This is a genomic window from Bacillus vallismortis (assembly GCF_004116955.1).
In the GTDB taxonomy this organism is placed as follows: Bacteria; Bacillota; Bacilli; order Bacillales; family Bacillaceae; genus Bacillus; species Bacillus vallismortis.
The window spans coordinates 688,498-704,059 of record NZ_CP026362.1; the positions used below are offsets into that span (position 1 = coordinate 688,498).

General features: G+C 45.7%; 14 protein-coding genes and 1 riboswitch. Of the genes, 13 read left to right on the forward strand and 1 reads right to left on the reverse strand.

The annotated features are described in order from the left end of the window. The first annotated feature begins 70 nt into the window (after positions 1-70). From BV11031_RS03720 to BV11031_RS03770, 9 genes are all read left to right on the forward strand, one after another. On the forward strand, positions 71-1,759 hold the full coding sequence (locus BV11031_RS03720; protein WP_010329740.1) for an AMP-binding protein: 1,689 nt from the start codon (positions 71-73) through the stop codon (positions 1,757-1,759). A 111-nt stretch (positions 1,760-1,870) separates the two neighbouring features. Next, positions 1,871-2,455, forward strand: coding sequence for a fatty acid metabolism transcriptional regulator FadR (fadR, locus tag BV11031_RS03725; protein WP_010329742.1), 585 nt, complete (start codon positions 1,871-1,873; stop codon positions 2,453-2,455). A 14-nt stretch (positions 2,456-2,469) separates the two neighbouring features. Next, positions 2,470-3,246: an enoyl-CoA hydratase gene (locus tag BV11031_RS03730; RefSeq protein ID WP_010329743.1), complete on the forward strand. Its 777-nt coding sequence runs from the start codon at positions 2,470-2,472 to the stop codon at positions 3,244-3,246. A 14-nt stretch (positions 3,247-3,260) separates the two neighbouring features. Continuing rightward, positions 3,261-4,034: an electron transfer flavoprotein subunit beta gene (etfB, locus tag BV11031_RS03735; RefSeq protein WP_010329744.1), complete on the forward strand. Its 774-nt coding sequence runs from the start codon at positions 3,261-3,263 to the stop codon at positions 4,032-4,034. A gap of 35 nt (positions 4,035-4,069) precedes the next feature. Continuing rightward, a complete protein-coding gene (locus BV11031_RS03740) occupies positions 4,070-5,047 on the forward strand; it encodes an electron transfer flavoprotein subunit alpha/FixB family protein (RefSeq protein ID WP_010329745.1) in 978 nt (325 codons plus the stop codon). Between the two features lie 213 nt (positions 5,048-5,260). Continuing rightward, positions 5,261-6,748 (forward strand): alpha-L-arabinofuranosidase AbfB, encoded by a 1,488-nt coding sequence (gene abfB, locus BV11031_RS03745; RefSeq protein WP_010329746.1) that lies wholly within the window; start codon positions 5,261-5,263, stop codon positions 6,746-6,748. A 324-nt stretch (positions 6,749-7,072) separates the two neighbouring features. After that, positions 7,073-7,387 carry a thioredoxin gene (gene trxA / locus BV11031_RS03755; RefSeq protein ID WP_003222500.1) on the forward strand — a complete coding sequence of 105 codons (315 nt, stop codon included), beginning with the start codon at positions 7,073-7,075 and terminating at the stop codon, positions 7,385-7,387. A 135-nt stretch (positions 7,388-7,522) separates the two neighbouring features. Then, a complete protein-coding gene (gene uvrC, locus BV11031_RS03760; protein WP_010329748.1) occupies positions 7,523-9,295 on the forward strand; it encodes an excinuclease ABC subunit UvrC in 1,773 nt (590 codons plus the stop codon). Positions 9,296-9,359: 64 nt separating this feature from the next. Continuing rightward, positions 9,360-9,539: riboswitch (Lysine riboswitch) on the forward strand. 127 nt (positions 9,540-9,666) lie between these two features. Further along, on the forward strand, positions 9,667-10,896 hold the full coding sequence (locus tag BV11031_RS03770; RefSeq protein ID WP_010329749.1) for an aspartate kinase: 1,230 nt from the start codon (positions 9,667-9,669) through the stop codon (positions 10,894-10,896). Between the two features lie 44 nt (positions 10,897-10,940). Here the strand turns inward: BV11031_RS03770 and BV11031_RS03775 are convergent, their stop codons facing one another. Next, positions 10,941-11,387, reverse strand: coding sequence for a YslB family protein (locus BV11031_RS03775; RefSeq protein WP_010329750.1), 447 nt, complete (start codon positions 11,385-11,387; stop codon positions 10,941-10,943). Positions 11,388-11,679: 292 nt separating this feature from the next. On the opposite strand from BV11031_RS03775, the gene sdhC reads away from it, so the two are divergent. From sdhC to BV11031_RS03795, 4 genes are all read left to right on the forward strand, one after another. Further along, the gene (gene sdhC / locus BV11031_RS03780) at positions 11,680-12,288 is read left to right on the forward strand and encodes a succinate dehydrogenase cytochrome B558 (protein ID WP_010329752.1); all 609 of its coding nucleotides are present in this window, start codon (positions 11,680-11,682) and stop codon (positions 12,286-12,288) included. Between the two features lie 33 nt (positions 12,289-12,321). Beyond that, a complete protein-coding gene (sdhA, locus tag BV11031_RS03785) occupies positions 12,322-14,082 on the forward strand; it encodes a succinate dehydrogenase flavoprotein subunit (RefSeq protein ID WP_010329753.1) in 1,761 nt (586 codons plus the stop codon). A 2-nt stretch (positions 14,083-14,084) separates the two neighbouring features. Beyond that, positions 14,085-14,846: a succinate dehydrogenase iron-sulfur subunit gene (gene sdhB, locus BV11031_RS03790; RefSeq protein WP_010329754.1), complete on the forward strand. Its 762-nt coding sequence runs from the start codon at positions 14,085-14,087 to the stop codon at positions 14,844-14,846. Between the two features lie 260 nt (positions 14,847-15,106). After that, entirely contained in the window at positions 15,107-15,550 is a 444-nt protein-coding gene (locus BV11031_RS03795) for an acyl-CoA thioesterase (RefSeq protein WP_010329755.1), read from the forward strand. Positions 15,551-15,562 lie beyond the last annotated feature (12 nt).

The following is a 15,562-nucleotide window of genomic DNA, read 5'->3' on the forward strand; positions in this document are numbered from 1 at the left end:
TTTTTCTTTTTTTTGCCGTCCATCTGCTATAATGATAGGGTGGAACTCTAAAACCGAAAGGGGAGGTTTTATGCAGTCTCAAAAGCCTTGGCTTGCCGAGTATCCCGACGAAATTCCGCATGATCTTCCGTTGCCGAACCAAACCCTGCAATCCATCCTGACAGACTCCGCCGAACGATTCCCTGACAAAACCGCCGTAACGTTTTATGGAAAAAAACTCACCTTTCATGACATTCTGACGGATGCGCTTAAACTCGCAGCTTTTTTACAGTCCAATGGCCTGCAAAAAGGAGACAGAGTGGCTGTTATGCTGCCCAATTGCCCGCAATCAGTCATTTCTTATTATGGCGTCTTGTTTGCCGGCGGCATCGTGGTCCAGACGAATCCGCTCTATACCGAGCATGAGCTTGAGTACCAGTTGAGAGATGCTGGGGCAAGTGTGATCATCACCTTAGATTTGCTTTTTCCGAAGGCAATAAAAATGAAAACGTTATCAATAGTGGATCAGATTTTAGTAACCAGCATAAAAGACTATTTGCCTTTTCCGAAAAATATTCTTTACCCGCTGACACAAAAACAAAAAGTGCACATCGATTTTGACAAAAATGATCACATTCACACGTTTGCCTCCAGCGTGAAGCAGGAAAATATGGAGCTCGTGACAATCCCGAAGATCGAGCCTGAGCATGATATCGCTGTTCTTCAGTATACTGGAGGAACAACGGGGGCTCCCAAAGGGGTCATGCTTACACACCGGAATATCTTGGCCAATGCCGAGATGTGCACGGCTTGGATGTACGATGTAGAGGAAGCTGCTGAAAAAGTGCTTGCCATTGTACCGTTTTTTCACGTTTACGGGCTCACGGCAGTGATGAATTATTCGATTAAGCAAGGCTTCGAAATGATTCTTCTTCCTAAGTTCGACCCGCTCGAAACGCTTAAAATCATCGACAAGCAAAAACCGACGCTCTTTCCAGGCGCACCGACAATTTACATTGGCCTTTTGCATCACCCCAAATTGCAGCACTATAATCTGTCATCTATTAAAAGCTGTCTTAGCGGATCAGCCGCGCTCCCTGTGGAGGTAAAGCAGCAATTTGAAAAAGTGACTGGCGGAAAGCTTGTGGAAGGCTATGGTTTGTCTGAAGCATCCCCTGTGACGCACTCCAATTTTATCTGGGGGAAAAACAAGCCGGGCAGTATTGGCTGTCCTTGGCCGGGTACTGACGCAGCGATCTATTCAGAAGAGACGGGTGAGCTTGCCGCACCGTATGAGCATGGAGAAATCATTGTCAAAGGCCCGCAAGTCATGAAAGGATATTGGAACAAACCAGAGGAAACCGCCGCTGTACTGAGAGACGGCTGGCTGTTCACCGGAGATATGGGCTATATGGATGAAGAGGGTTTTTTCTATATTGCCGACAGGAAGAAGGACATCATCATCGCCGGCGGCTATAATATTTACCCGCGTGAAGTCGAAGAAGCGCTTTATGAACATGAAGCCATTCAGGAAATTGTCGTTGCCGGTGTGCCGGATTCCTACAGGGGAGAAACAGTAAAAGCATTTGTCGTGTTAAAGAAAGACGCAAAAGCCGATACAGAAGAACTGGACGCTTTTGCGAGATCCCGTCTCGCTCCCTACAAGGTGCCGAAAGCCTATGAATTTAGAAAAGAACTGCCGAAAACGGCGGTAGGGAAAATTTTAAGAAGGCGTTTACTCGAAGAAGATGCCGAAAATCATCATATTAACCACAAATGACATAAGAAAAAAGAGAACATCTATGAATAAACTTGACAAAGCCGAAAATCCTTCTTATCATGAAAATATGAATGAATAGTCATTCATTTTTATAGGGAGGAACGATGAACATTGAAGCAAAAACGGCCAAAGTATATGCAGATTATTGATGCAGCAGTAGAAGTCATTGCGGAAAACGGCTACCACCAGTCACAGGTGTCCAAAATCGCCAAACAAGCCGGAGTAGCGGACGGCACCATCTATCTTTATTTCAAAAATAAAGAAGACATTTTAATTTCTCTATTTAAAGAAAAAATGGGCCAATTTATTGAGCGGATGGAAGAGGGCATCAAAGAAAAAAAGACAGCCAAAGAAAAACTGGCGCTTGTCATTTCAAAGCATTTTACTCTTTTAGCGGATGACCATAATCTCGCGATTGTCACTCAGCTTGAGCTCCGTCAGTCCAACTTGGAGCTGCGCCAGAAAATCAATGAAATATTAAAGGGCTACTTAAATATTTTGGATGGCATTTTGACGGAAGGTATACAATCAGGCGAATTAAAAAAAGGCCTCGATGTCCGCCTCGCCCGGCAGATGATTTTTGGTACGATTGACGAAACCGTGACAACTTGGGTGATGAATGACCAAAAGTACGATCTCGCTGCCTTATCCGACAGCGTTTTAGAATTGTTGGTGTCCGGAATTCATAATAAGTAAAGGGGTTCTGTCTTATGAATGCAATATCACTGGCGGTTGATCAATTTGTGGCAGTCTTGACGATTCACAATCCGCCGGCAAATGCGCTTTCCAGCCGGATATTAGAAGAGCTGTCCTCCTGTCTAGATCAATGTGAGACAGATGCAGGCGTACGAAGCATTATCATTCACGGTGAGGGAAGATTTTTCTCAGCCGGTGCTGATATTAAAGAATTTACATCGCTTAAAGGCAATGAGGATTCCTCACTGCTGGCTGAGCGCGGCCAGCAGCTGATGGAAAGAGTTGAAGGCTTCCCTAAACCAATTATCGCAGCGATTCATGGTGCTGCACTTGGGGGCGGACTTGAGCTGGCGATGGCGTGTCATATCAGAATCGCCGCGGAAGATGCCAAACTGGGGCTCCCTGAGCTTAACCTCGGTATCATTCCGGGTTTTGCGGGAACACAGCGTCTACCGAGATATATCGGGATAGCCAAAGCATTAGAGCTCATTGGATCCGGAGAACCGATATCCGGAAAAGAAGCGCTTGATCTCGGACTTGTTTCAATTGGAGCGAAGGATGAAGCAGAAGTGCTTGAAAAAGCAAAAGCGCTTGCCGCTAAGTTTGCAGAAAAAAGCCCGCAAACGCTGGCATCACTGCTTGAGCTTCTTTATTCAAACAAGGTGTATTCCTATGATGGCAGCTTAAAGCTTGAAGCAAAGCGGTTTGGTGAAGCATTTGAGTCAGAGGACGCCAAAGAAGGCATCCAGGCATTTCTCGAAAAAAGAAAGCCTCAGTTCAAGGGCGAATAAAAGGGGATATGATCATGAATCTATTTGTACTGATGAAACGGACGTTTGACACAGAAGAAAAAATCGTCATTGAAGCAGGAAAGATTCAGGACGACGGAGCGGAATGGATCATTAATCCATACGACGAGTACGCGATAGAAGAAGCCATCCAGCTGAAGGAAAAGCACGGCGGCACGATCACCGCCGTCACTGTCGGCTGTGAAGAAGCGGAAAAGGAATTGCGTACGGCGCTTGCCATGGGATGTGACCAAGCCGTTTTAATCAACATAGAAGATGATCTCGAGGAACCCGACCAATATTCTATATCTCAAATTTTATACCACTATATGAAGGATCAGGAGTTTGATTTGATTCTCGGCGGAAATGTTGCCATTGACGGAGGGTCAGGACAAGTCGCCCCTCGGCTTGCCGAGCTGCTGGATATTCCGTGCATCACGACGATCACCAAACTCGAAATCAACGGCACTGATGCAGAAGCAGAAAGAGACGTTGAAGGGGATGTTGAGAAGATCAAAACGACTCTCCCATTGCTTGTCACAGCTCAGCAGGGTTTAAACGAACCGCGTTATCCATCGCTTCCGGGAATTATGAAGGCCAAGAAAAAACCGCTTGAAGAGCTGGAGCTAGATGATCTTAATCTTGACGAAGAGGATGCCGAACCAAAAGTGAAAACCATAGAGCGTTTTCTTCCGCCGAAAAAAGAAGCCGGGAAGCTTCTCCAAGGTGAGCCTGCCGAACAGGCAAAAGAGCTCGTCTCATTGCTCCGCAGCGAAGCTAAAGTCATGTAAAGCTTGGACATTCAAAGAAACAGGGGGATGTTAGAATGGGAAAAAAAGTGATCGTACTTGGAGAAATTCGCGATGGGGAATTGCGGAATGTCACCTTTGAAGCATTAGCTGCAGGAAGAACCATCTCAGGTGATGGAGAAGTCATCGGTGTTTTGATCGGAGAAAATGCTCAAAGCCTTGCACAGGAGCTTATCCATTACGGAGCCGATAAAGTTCTCACAGCCGAGGATCCGAAGCTGAAAGCATACACGGCAGACGGATACAGCCAGGTCATGAATGCCATTATTGGCCAAGAAAAACCCGATTCAGTCATATGCGGGCACACAGCAATGGGCAAAGACTTATCACCGAAGCTCGCGGCCCGGCTGCAAACAGGCTTAATTTCTGATGCTACTGATGTAAGCGTTGCCGGAGAGAATGTCGTATTCACACGGCCGATTTACTCGGGGAAAGCATTTGAACGCGTCATATCAACCGATCCGCTGATTTTTGCAACGATTCGCCCTAATAACATTCAAGCTTCAGAAAAAGACACCGGCAGGTCAGGGAGTATCGAAAGCCTTGATGTTTCTCATACTGACCTCCGCACCGTTATCCAAGAGGTTGTGAAAAAAACAACGGACGGCGTTGATCTCTCCGAAGCCAAAATTATCGTTGCAGGCGGCCGCGGAGTCAAAAGCAAGGAAGGATTTCAGCCGCTAGAGGAGCTTGCCGAAGTGCTCGGAGCCGCAGTTGGGGCTTCTCGCGGGGCGTGCGACGCTGATTATTGTGATTACGCTCTCCAGATCGGGCAGACCGGAAAAGTCGTCACCCCGGATTTGTACATCGCCTGCGGCATTTCCGGCGCCATCCAGCATTTAGCCGGGATGTCAAACAGCAAGATCATTGTCGCCATTAATAAGGATCCCGAAGCCGATATTTTTAAAATAGCTGATTATGGCATCGTAGGCGATTTATTTGAAGTGGTTCCGTTATTAACTGAGGAATTCAAACAATTAAATATACACTCGTAAAGGAAACCCCGAACTGCTGAAGTTCGGGGTTTTTGTATGTTTAAATATATACGTACAAATGTATACGTAATAAAAAATATCATTGACATGTACGAACATATATAATATCGTTACTTTAAAAGCGCTTACATTCATGCGGACTCCTCAGGCGAAAGACAGATCACATATTTGACTGTGGTGCTTTTCATATTCGTATGAAAGGAATGATCAGGCATGTCTAAACATCAAGCAGTGATCCAGACAGATATTGTAAAAGGAACGATTAACAAAAATATATACGGTCATTTTGCGGAGCATTTAGGAAGAGGGATTTATGAGGGGATTTGGGTCGGAACAGACTCGAGCATTCCCAATATAAACGGAATACGAAAGGATGTGCTGGAAGCGCTCAAGCAGCTTCATATTCCTGTCCTCAGATGGCCTGGCGGGTGTTTTGCAGACGAATATCATTGGGCAAACGGTGTCGGAGACCGAAAGACGATGCTTAACACGCACTGGGGCGGAACAGTTGAATCAAATGAATTCGGAACGCATGAATTTATGATGCTTTGCGAGCTGCTTGAATGCGAGCCTTATATCTGCGGGAATGTCGGAAGCGGAACGGTTCAGGAAATGGCGGAATGGATCGAATATATGACGTTTGAAGAAGGCACTCCAATGTCAGACTGGAGAAAACAAAATGGAAGAGAGGAGCCTTGGAAGCTGAAATATTTCGGGGTGGGCAATGAAAACTGGGGCTGCGGCGGAAACATGCACCCTGAATACTATGCTGATCTGTACCGGCGTTTTCAAACCTATGTGCGAAATTACAGCGGCAATGAAATCTATAAAATTGCTGGCGGCGCAAATGTAGATGACTTTAATTGGACGGACGTGCTTATGAAAAAAGCCGCCGGCCTGATGGACGGATTGAGCCTTCATTATTACACGATTCCGGGTGATTTCTGGAAAGGCAAAGGGTCAGCGACAGAATTCACAGAGGATGAATGGTTCATTACAATGAAAAAGGCCAAATATATCGACGAACTGATTCAAAAACACGGCACAATTATGGACCGGTACGATCCGGAGCAGCGGGTCGGCCTGATTATTGACGAATGGGGCACGTGGTTTGATCCTGAGCCGGGCACGAACCCTGGTTTCCTTTATCAGCAAAATACCATTCGCGATGCACTGGTGGCGGCTTCTCACTTCCACATTTTCCACCAGCATTGCCGCCGGGTGCAAATGACCAACATCGCCCAAACGGTAAACGTTCTTCAAGCCATGATTTTGACTGAGGGAGAGCGGATGCTTTTGACACCGACGTACCATGTATTTGATATGTTTAAGGTACACCAGGATGCTTCTCTTTTAGACACTGAAACAACGTCTGCTGACTATGAATGGAAGGAAGAAACGCTGCCGCAAATCAGTGTTTCAGCCTCGAAACATGCAGAAGGCGATATCAATATTACGATTTGCAACATTGACCATCAAAACAAAGCGGAGGCCGAGATTGAACTGAGAGGTGTTGACAAGACTGCGGACCATTCCGGAGTCATTCTCACGGCAGAAAAAATGAATGCCCATAACACGTTTGACGATCCTCATCACGTCAAACCGGAATCTTTCAGCCAATACACGCTCAACAAAAACAAACTGAAAGTAAAACTCCCGCCTATGTCAGTTGTCTTACTCACGCTGCGGGCTGATTCTTAACCAAGCGAGAGCGCCGGAGGTTCATGCCGGCGCTCTCTTTCATGTTTGAAAATTGCTCCGGGAGGGCATGGTAAAGTACATGACAGTAAAGAGGAGTGTTATTCTATGCTTCGTACCATTCTAATGATCATCGGGGCAATTGTAGTGATCGGGGCCATTATCAGATTTGTGTTTTAATGAAAAAAGACATATCCCATTCCATCAAGACAAAAATGAGTAAACCGATTGCGATCAGGAGAAAATAATTTCTAAGCATTAAAATAGCGTGAACGAATGGGAGATGCTATACTAAACATCATCATTCACAATTGGAGGAATTCAATAATGGCTATCGTAAAAGCAACTGATCAATCTTTCTCAGCTGAAACAAGCGAAGGCGTCGTACTGGCTGATTTCTGGGCTCCTTGGTGCGGACCTTGTAAAATGATTGCACCTGTTCTTGAAGAACTGGATCAAGAAATGGGAGACAAACTCAAAATCGTAAAAATCGATGTGGATGAAAACCAAGAAACAGCCGGAAAATACGGCGTTATGAGCATCCCGACACTTCTTGTGTTAAAAGACGGAGAAGTTGTTGAAACTTCTGTCGGCTTCAAACCGAAAGAAGCGCTTCAAGAGCTTGTAAACAAACATCTTTAATTTACGGCTGCTTACATGCCAGAGCGATTCCGATTGAGGGATCGCTTTTTTTATTCGCCAATTGTGAACCGTAGAGAAAAACAAACGTTCGTGTTAAACTGGAAATAAAGGACTAAATATAAGGAAGGGTAACAGATGAACAAACAACTGAAAGAAAAACTCGCCCTCCTTCCTGATCAGCCCGGGTGTTATCTCATGAAGGACCGGCAGCAGACTGTGATCTACGTAGGAAAAGCTAAAGTGCTGAAAAACAGAGTGCGCTCCTACTTCACCGGTTCTCACGATGCGAAAACCCAAAGGCTTGTGACGGAAATCGAGGATTTTGAATATATCGTGACGTCCTCCAACCTTGAAGCGCTTATTTTAGAAATGAACTTGATCAAAAAGCATGATCCGAAATACAATGTCATGCTGAAAGACGACAAAACCTATCCTTTCATAAAACTTACCCATGAACGCCATCCAAGGCTGATTGTCACCCGCAATGTCAAAAAAGACAAGGGGCGCTATTTCGGGCCGTACCCGAATGTACAGGCTGCAAGGGAAACAAAAAAACTGCTAGACCGGCTGTATCCTCTCAGAAAATGCTCCAAGCTGCCGGACAGAGTATGCCTTTACTATCATTTGGGCCAATGTCTCGCTCCGTGCGTAAAGGACATTTCCGAAGAGACAAACAGAGAGCTGGTTGAGCGCATTACCCGTTTCTTAAAGGGCGGCTATAATGATGTCAAAAAAGAGCTTGAAGAGAAGATGCAGGAAGCTGCGGAGAATCTTGAGTTTGAACGGGCAAAAGAGCTTCGCGACCAAATCGCCCATATTGACTCAACGATGGAAAAACAAAAAATGACGATGAACGATTTAGTCGACCGTGACGTATTCGCGTACGCATATGATAAGGGCTGGATGTGTGTGCAGGTCTTTTTCATCCGCCAAGGAAAGCTTATTGAGCGGGATGTCAGCATGTTTCCGCTCTATCAGGAAGCTGATGATGAGTTCCTTACGTTCATCGGGCAGTTTTATTCAAAAAACAACCACTTCCTTCCAAAGGAAATTTTAGTTCCGGACAGCGTAGATCAATCGATGATTGAGCAGCTGCTGGAAACAAACGTCCACCAGCCGAAAAAAGGCCCGAAAAAAGAACTGCTTATGCTGGCTCATAAAAACGCGAAAATCGCGTTGAAAGAAAAATTCTCTTTAATTGAACGGGACGAGGAGCGTTCAATCGGGGCTGTGCAGAAACTCGGTGAAGCTTTGAATATTTATACACCGCACAGAATTGAAGCGTTTGATAACTCAAACATACAGGGGACAAACCCGGTTTCCGCGATGATCGTATTTATCGACGGCAAACCGAACAAAAGGGAATACCGCAAATATAAAATCAAAACCGTTACAGGGCCGGATGATTACGGTTCAATGAGAGAGGTTGTCAGAAGGCGTTATTCGAGAGTGCTTCGTGAAAACCTGCCGCTGCCCGATCTGATCATCATTGACGGAGGAAAAGGGCAAATCAACGCTGCAAAGGATGTCATTGAAAATGAATTAGGCCTGGATATTCCCATCGCCGGCTTAGCAAAAGACGAAAAACACAGAACTTCAAATTTACTCATCGGGGAACCGCTGGAGGCGGTATATCTGGAACGAAACAGCCAGGAATTTTACCTCCTGCAGCGCATTCAGGACGAGGTGCACCGATTCGCGATCAGCTTTCACCGGCAAATCCGCGGAAAAAGCGCGTTTCAATCCGTCTTGGACGACATCCCGGGCATCGGAGAGAAAAGAAAGAAAATGCTGTTAAAGCATTTCGGTTCGGTTAAAAAGATGAAGGAAGCAAGCCTTGAGGACCTCAAAAAAGCGGGTGTTCCGGCAGCGGCGGCTCAGCTCCTTTACGACAAATTGCAAAAATAGTGTTGTCCTTTTAAAAAAGATCTGATAAAATGTGAACTAATTTCATAGTTAGATCGTGTTATATGGTGAAGATAGAGGTGCGAACTTCAAAAGTAAGCCTTTGGAGAAAGATGGATTCTGTGAAAAAGGCTGAAAGGGGAGCGTCGCCGAAGCAAATAAAACCCCATCGGTATTATTTGCTGGCCGTGCATTGAATAAATGTAAGGCTGTCAAGAAATCATTTTCTTGGAGGGCTATCTCGTTGTTCATAATCATTTATGATGATTAATTGATAAGCAATGAGAGCAAATTCCTCTCATTGCTTTTTTTATTGTGGACAAAGCGCTCTTTCTCCTCACCCGCACGAACCAAAATGTAAAGGGTGGTCATTCATGGGTCTTATCGTACAAAAATTCGGAGGTACTTCCGTCGGCTCAGTCGAAAAAATTCAAAATGCGGCAAACCGTGCAATTGCAGAAAAACAGAAAGGCCATCAAGTCGTCGTAGTCGTTTCAGCTATGGGGAAATCCACTGACGCATTGGTCAGCCTTGCAAAAGACATCACTGGCCAGCCGAGCAAACGCGAAATGGATATGCTGCTGGCGACAGGCGAACAGGTCACGATTTCCCTGCTTTCAATGGCACTGCATGAAAAAGGCTATGACGCGGTGTCCTATACTGGCTGGCAGGCGGGAATCCGCACGGAATCCGTACACGGAAACGCCAGAATTACAGATATCGACACTTCTGTTTTAACAGACCAGCTTGAGCAAGGAAAGATTGTGATTGTCGCAGGATTCCAAGGCATGGCGGACAATTGCGAGATCACAACATTGGGCCGTGGCGGTTCAGACACAACAGCAGTCGCTTTGGCTGCCGCATTAAAAGCGGATAAATGTGACATATACACAGATGTGCCCGGCGTGTTTACAACCGATCCGCGCTATGTGAAATCAGCGAGAAAGCTTGCCGGAATCTCATACGATGAAATGCTTGAGCTTGCCAATTTAGGCGCCGGCGTTCTTCATCCGAGAGCCGTTGAATTTGCGAAAAATTACGAAGTGCCGTTAGAAGTACGTTCAAGTACAGAAACAGAAGCGGGAACATTAATTGAGGAGGAATCATCCATGGAGCAAAATTTAATTGTCAGAGGCATTGCGTTCGAAGACCAAATCACAAGGGTAACTATTTACGGGCTGACTGGCGGCCTGACAACCTTGTCTACAATATTTACAACACTTGCCAAAAGGAACATTAACGTTGATATCATTATCCAAACGCAAGCCGGAGACAATCAGACCGGAATTTCCTTCTCTGTCAAAACAGAAGACGCAAACCAAGCCGTTGCAGTGCTTGAAGAGTATAAGGGCGCGCTTGAATTCGCGAAAATCGAGACAGAAAGCAAATTGGCCAAAGTATCCATCGTCGGATCCGGCATGGTCTCAAACCCTGGTGTAGCGGCAGAAATGTTTGCTGTACTGGCGGAAAAAAACATATTAATCAAAATGGTCAGCACATCTGAAATCAAAGTGTCAACAGTCGTAAGCGAAAATGACATGGTGAAAGCCGTCGAAGCGCTGCACGATGCATTTGAGCTTTCAAAACACCCTTCAGCTGTGTAACGATAATCAAAAAGGCGGGACTATTGAAGTCACCGCCTTTTTGATTACACTGGATCTTTCAAATCCCATTTCACAGTCAGAACCACTTTATCGGCTCTCTTTTTCACTTGTTCATATGATTCGGCAATCTGCTCATTCAGCAATTGAATTTGTTCAGCAATAAAACCAGCTTCCAATTGAAAACATGGTTCTTTCTGGTGTTTAAGCCGGTTGGAAATGATCGGCCCTTCAAGTTCAAATTCAAGCTCCTGTTTTTTTGCGCTTACGTTTGTAAGGGTTCCCCAGCCCGCTTCTTCAAAGAAAGCCGGAAATTGCTCCCATGATTCAAGAGGAAACTTACGGGCGAGATGTTTCCCTGCCCAATACATCATGGAAGAGTAATCTTGGCCAAGCATATCTGGGAGAACGATCTCTCGTATTAGTTCGTAGGCGTAGGCGTTCATTTCGATTTCTTTTAAATGATCAATAGATGCTTCAAATTTAGACTTCATATCTGTCTCCCCTCTCTCCTTCGTATATTATAGCCCAAAGAGGGGGAGGTATTACAGAATGATCCTGTAATTCTTATGAAATTTTAAGGGAGAAATATATACTGATAAAATAAAATTTTTGAATCAACTAATTAATTCGGAAAATTGTAATTTATGTACGCGTTTTCTTGACGCCCTTTTGAGGGAGGAGTAAAATGAAATTGTCAATAAATCTTAATAAAGTGCTTACAATTGAAAGAAGTGGGGGAAGAGAATTAGCACATTTCGCACTTATCAAACAGGGGGTAAAGTAATGTCTGGGAACAGAGAGTTTTATTTTCGAAGATTGCATTCCTTGCTTGGCGTCATACCGGTCGGCATCTTTCTCATTCAGCATTTAGTCGTCAACCAGTTTGCTGCAAGGGGCGCTGAAGCATTCAATAGTGCTGCGCATTTTATGGATAGTCTGCCTTTCAGGTATGCCTTGGAAATTTTTATTATTTTCTTACCATTAATTTATCATGCAATTTATGGTGTGTACATAGCGTTTACTGCAAAAAATAACGCAGGTCAATACAGCTATATGAGAAATTGGCTCTTTGTCCTGCAGCGTGTAACCGGTATCATCACCCTCATTTTCGTCAGCTGGCATGTGTGGGAAACCCGTATTGCAGCGCAAATGGGCGCTGAGGTCAACTTTGACATGATGGCGAATATTTTGAGCTCTCCGGCTATGCTTGGCTTCTACATTGTCGGTGTCTTATCAACGATTTTCCACTTCTCGAACGGTTTATGGTCGTTCGCTGTTACATGGGGCATCACGGTAACGCCTCGTTCTCAAAGAATTTCGACTTACGTTACGCTGATTATTTTTGTTGCACTGTCTTACGTAGGCTTAAAAGCGATTTTTGCATTTGTATAAGAGTACTAGATTACTAGAGGGAGAGGGGCTATCATGAGTCAATCAAGCATTATCGTAGTCGGCGGGGGTCTTGCCGGCCTCATGGCGACAATTAAAGCAGCGGAATCAGGAATGGCGGTTAAGCTTTTTTCCATCGTTCCTGTCAAACGGTCTCATTCGGTTTGCGCGCAAGGCGGCATAAATGGAGCGGTCAATACTAAAGGGGAAGGCGACTCTCCATGGGAGCATTTTGATGACACTGTGTACGGGGGAGACTTTCTTGCGAACCAGCCGCCGGTCAAAGCGATGTGTGACGCGGCGCCTTCTATCATCCACTTATTAGACCGTATGGGCGTCATGTTTAACCGGACGCCAGAAGGCCTGCTTGACTTCCGCCGATTCGGAGGCACACAGCACCACAGAACTGCTTATGCGGGTGCGACAACGGGGCAGCAGCTGCTTTACGCACTGGACGAGCAAGTGCGCAGGTACGAAGTTGCGGGTCTGGTTACAAAATACGAAGGCTGGGAATTCCTTGGCGCTGTATTGGATGACGACAAAACCTGCCGCGGAATTGTTGCGCAAAACCTGACAAACATGCAAATTGAATCCTTCCGTTCAGACGCTGTAATTATGGCGACGGGCGGACCGGGAATTATTTTTGGAAAATCGACGAACTCCATGATTAATACAGGGTCTGCAGCTTCGATCGTTTATCAGCAGGGAGCGTATTATGCAAACGGAGAATTCATTCAAATCCACCCGACAGCCATACCGGGCGATGACAAGCTAAGACTGATGAGTGAATCGGCGCGCGGTGAAGGCGGACGCGTGTGGACATATAAAGACGGAAAGCCGTGGTACTTCCTGGAAGAGAAATACCCGGCATACGGGAATCTGGTGCCGCGTGATATTGCGACACGCGAAATATTTGATGTGTGTGTCAACCAGAAACTCGGCATTAACGGCGAAAACATGGTGTATCTCGATCTTTCTCATAAAGATCCGAAAGAGCTTGACATTAAGCTCGGCGGCATCATTGAGATTTATGAGAAATTCATGGGAGACGACCCGCGTAAGCTTCCAATGAAAATCTTCCCGGCGGTTCATTACTCAATGGGCGGATTATGGGTGGATTACGATCAAATGACGAACATCCCGGGACTGTTTGCAGCCGGGGAATGTGATTACTCTATGCACGGCGGCAACCGCTTGGGGGCAAACTCCCTGCTCTCCGCGATATACGGAGGAATGGTGGCCGGACCGAATGCGGTGAAATATGTAAACGGCTTAGAATCTTCAGCAGAAGACATGTCTTCCTCTTTATTCGACGCTCACGTCAAAAAAGAAGAAGAAAAATGGGCTGAGATTATGAGTATGGACGGAACAGAAAATGCCTATGTTCTTCACAAAGAGCTTGGTGAGTGGATGACGGCGAACGTCACGGTTGTCCGCCATAACGACAAGCTATTGAAAACGGATGACAAAATTCAGGAATTAATGGAGCGGTTTAAAAAGATTAACATCAATGATACGACGAAATGGAGCAACCAAGGGGCGATGTTCACACGCCAGCTCTCGAACATGCTTCAGCTTGCGAGAGTGGTTACCCTTGGCGCTTACAACCGCAATGAAAGCAGGGGCGCCCATTATAAACCGGATTATCCTGAACGTAATGATGATGAATGGCTCAAAACAACAATAGCTAAACATGTAAGCCCGTATGAAGCGCCGGAATTTGAATATCAGGATGTCGATGTCTCACTGATAACGCCTCGGAAACGGGATTACTCGAAGAAGAAGGTGGCGAAATAATCATGAGTGAACAAAAAACGATACGATTTATTATCACACGGCAAGATACAACCGACAGCACGCCTTACGATGAAGAATTTGAGGTACCATACCGCCCAAACCTTAATGTCATTTCCGCACTGATGGAAATTCGCCGGAATCCGGTTAACGTGAAAGGTGAAAAGACAACCCCTGTCACATGGGATATGAACTGTCTTGAAGAAGTATGCGGCGCATGTTCAATGGTCATAAACGGAAAACCCCGCCAATCTTGTACGGCGCTTATCGACCAGCTTGAACAGCCGATCCGCTTAAAACCGATGAAAACTTTCCCGGTCGTGCGTGATTTGCAGGTTGACCGGAGCAGAATGTTTGATTCATTGAAAAAAGTAAAAGCCTGGATACCGATTGACGGTACGTATGATTTGGGACCGGGGCCGAGAATGCCGGAAAAACGCCGTCAATGGGCATATGAATTATCAAAATGCATGACGTGCGGCGTCTGCCTCGAAGCCTGCCCGAATGTGAACAGCAAATCGAAGTTCATGGGGCCGGCACCGATGTCTCAAGTCCGCCTGTTTAACGCCCATCCGACAGGCGCCATGAATAAATCTGACCGATTAGAAGCACTGATGGATGACGGCGGCCTTGCAGATTGCGGAAACTCGCAAAACTGCGTTCAGTCCTGCCCGAAAGGCATCCCGCTCACCACTTCGATTGCAGCCTTAAACAGAGATACAAACTTACAAGCGTTCCGTAATTTCTTCGGAAGCGACAGAGTATAAGAAGAAAAAACCTCTTCCGCATGGGAGAGGTTTCAGACTGTAGACAAAGTCATAAAACGGTTTTCGTTTTATGACTTTGTCATCTTTTCAGCGTGATTGAAAACCCTTGAAGTCTAGGAAGGGCGAGCATCGGAGCACAGCGAATGTAGGGATTCGTGAGCACCGACGCGCAGGCCTGACAACGAATGCGAGGGTTTGTCGACACGCTGAAACCTCTTCCGCATGGGAGAGGTTTTTTAACCATAAGGAGATGAGTAAAGATGAAGATTCCCGCTTATATTGACATGCCGTTTCAAGAATGGAAGTCGTCCTTTTCTTTTTTTTATCAGGTATCCGTGCGATTTTCCGAGACGGACATGTTTGGACACATGAATAATGTGACACCTTTTATATACTTTGAGGAGGCGCGGATTTCTTATTTTAAAAAGCTGAATATGATGAATGAAAACAAACAGACCATAACGGTCGTGGCAAGCCAGCAATGCGATTATCTGCGCCAAGTCATGCCTTATGAAGAGCTGCGCATCTATGTGAAAACAAGCGCCGTCGGCAGCTCATCCCTTACCTTGCATTATCTCGGAGAGAACCGCAAAGGCGAACCGTGCTTCACCGGAGCCGTTGTGATGGTCCAAGTCTCAAAGGAAAGCGGCAGGGCTGTCAGCTGGACAGATGAGGAGAAAGAAACGCTGCTCCCTGCACCATAAACTAATTCTCTT

Bases quoted from the DNA above. Each gene is read 5' to 3' on its own strand.
- sdhC (WP_010329752.1), top strand. From the start codon at position 11,680: ATGTCTGGGAACAGAGAGTTTTATTTTCGAAGATTGCATTCCTTGCTT.
- BV11031_RS03775 (WP_010329750.1), bottom strand. From the start codon at position 11,387: ATGAAGTCTAAATTTGAAGCATCTATTGATCATTTAAAAGAAATCGAA.
- uvrC (WP_010329748.1), top strand. From the start codon at position 7,523: ATGAACAAACAACTGAAAGAAAAACTCGCCCTCCTTCCTGATCAGCCC.
- trxA (WP_003222500.1), top strand. From the start codon at position 7,073: ATGGCTATCGTAAAAGCAACTGATCAATCTTTCTCAGCTGAAACAAGC.
- BV11031_RS03730 (WP_010329743.1), top strand. From the start codon at position 2,470: ATGAATGCAATATCACTGGCGGTTGATCAATTTGTGGCAGTCTTGACG.
- sdhA (WP_010329753.1), top strand. From the start codon at position 12,322: ATGAGTCAATCAAGCATTATCGTAGTCGGCGGGGGTCTTGCCGGCCTC.
- BV11031_RS03720 (WP_010329740.1), top strand. From the start codon at position 71: ATGCAGTCTCAAAAGCCTTGGCTTGCCGAGTATCCCGACGAAATTCCG.
- BV11031_RS03795 (WP_010329755.1), top strand. From the start codon at position 15,107: ATGAAGATTCCCGCTTATATTGACATGCCGTTTCAAGAATGGAAGTCG.
- BV11031_RS03740 (WP_010329745.1), top strand. From the start codon at position 4,070: ATGGGAAAAAAAGTGATCGTACTTGGAGAAATTCGCGATGGGGAATTG.
- BV11031_RS03770 (WP_010329749.1), top strand. From the start codon at position 9,667: ATGGGTCTTATCGTACAAAAATTCGGAGGTACTTCCGTCGGCTCAGTC.
- abfB (WP_010329746.1), top strand. From the start codon at position 5,261: ATGTCTAAACATCAAGCAGTGATCCAGACAGATATTGTAAAAGGAACG.
- etfB (WP_010329744.1), top strand. From the start codon at position 3,261: ATGAATCTATTTGTACTGATGAAACGGACGTTTGACACAGAAGAAAAA.
- sdhB (WP_010329754.1), top strand. From the start codon at position 14,085: ATGAGTGAACAAAAAACGATACGATTTATTATCACACGGCAAGATACA.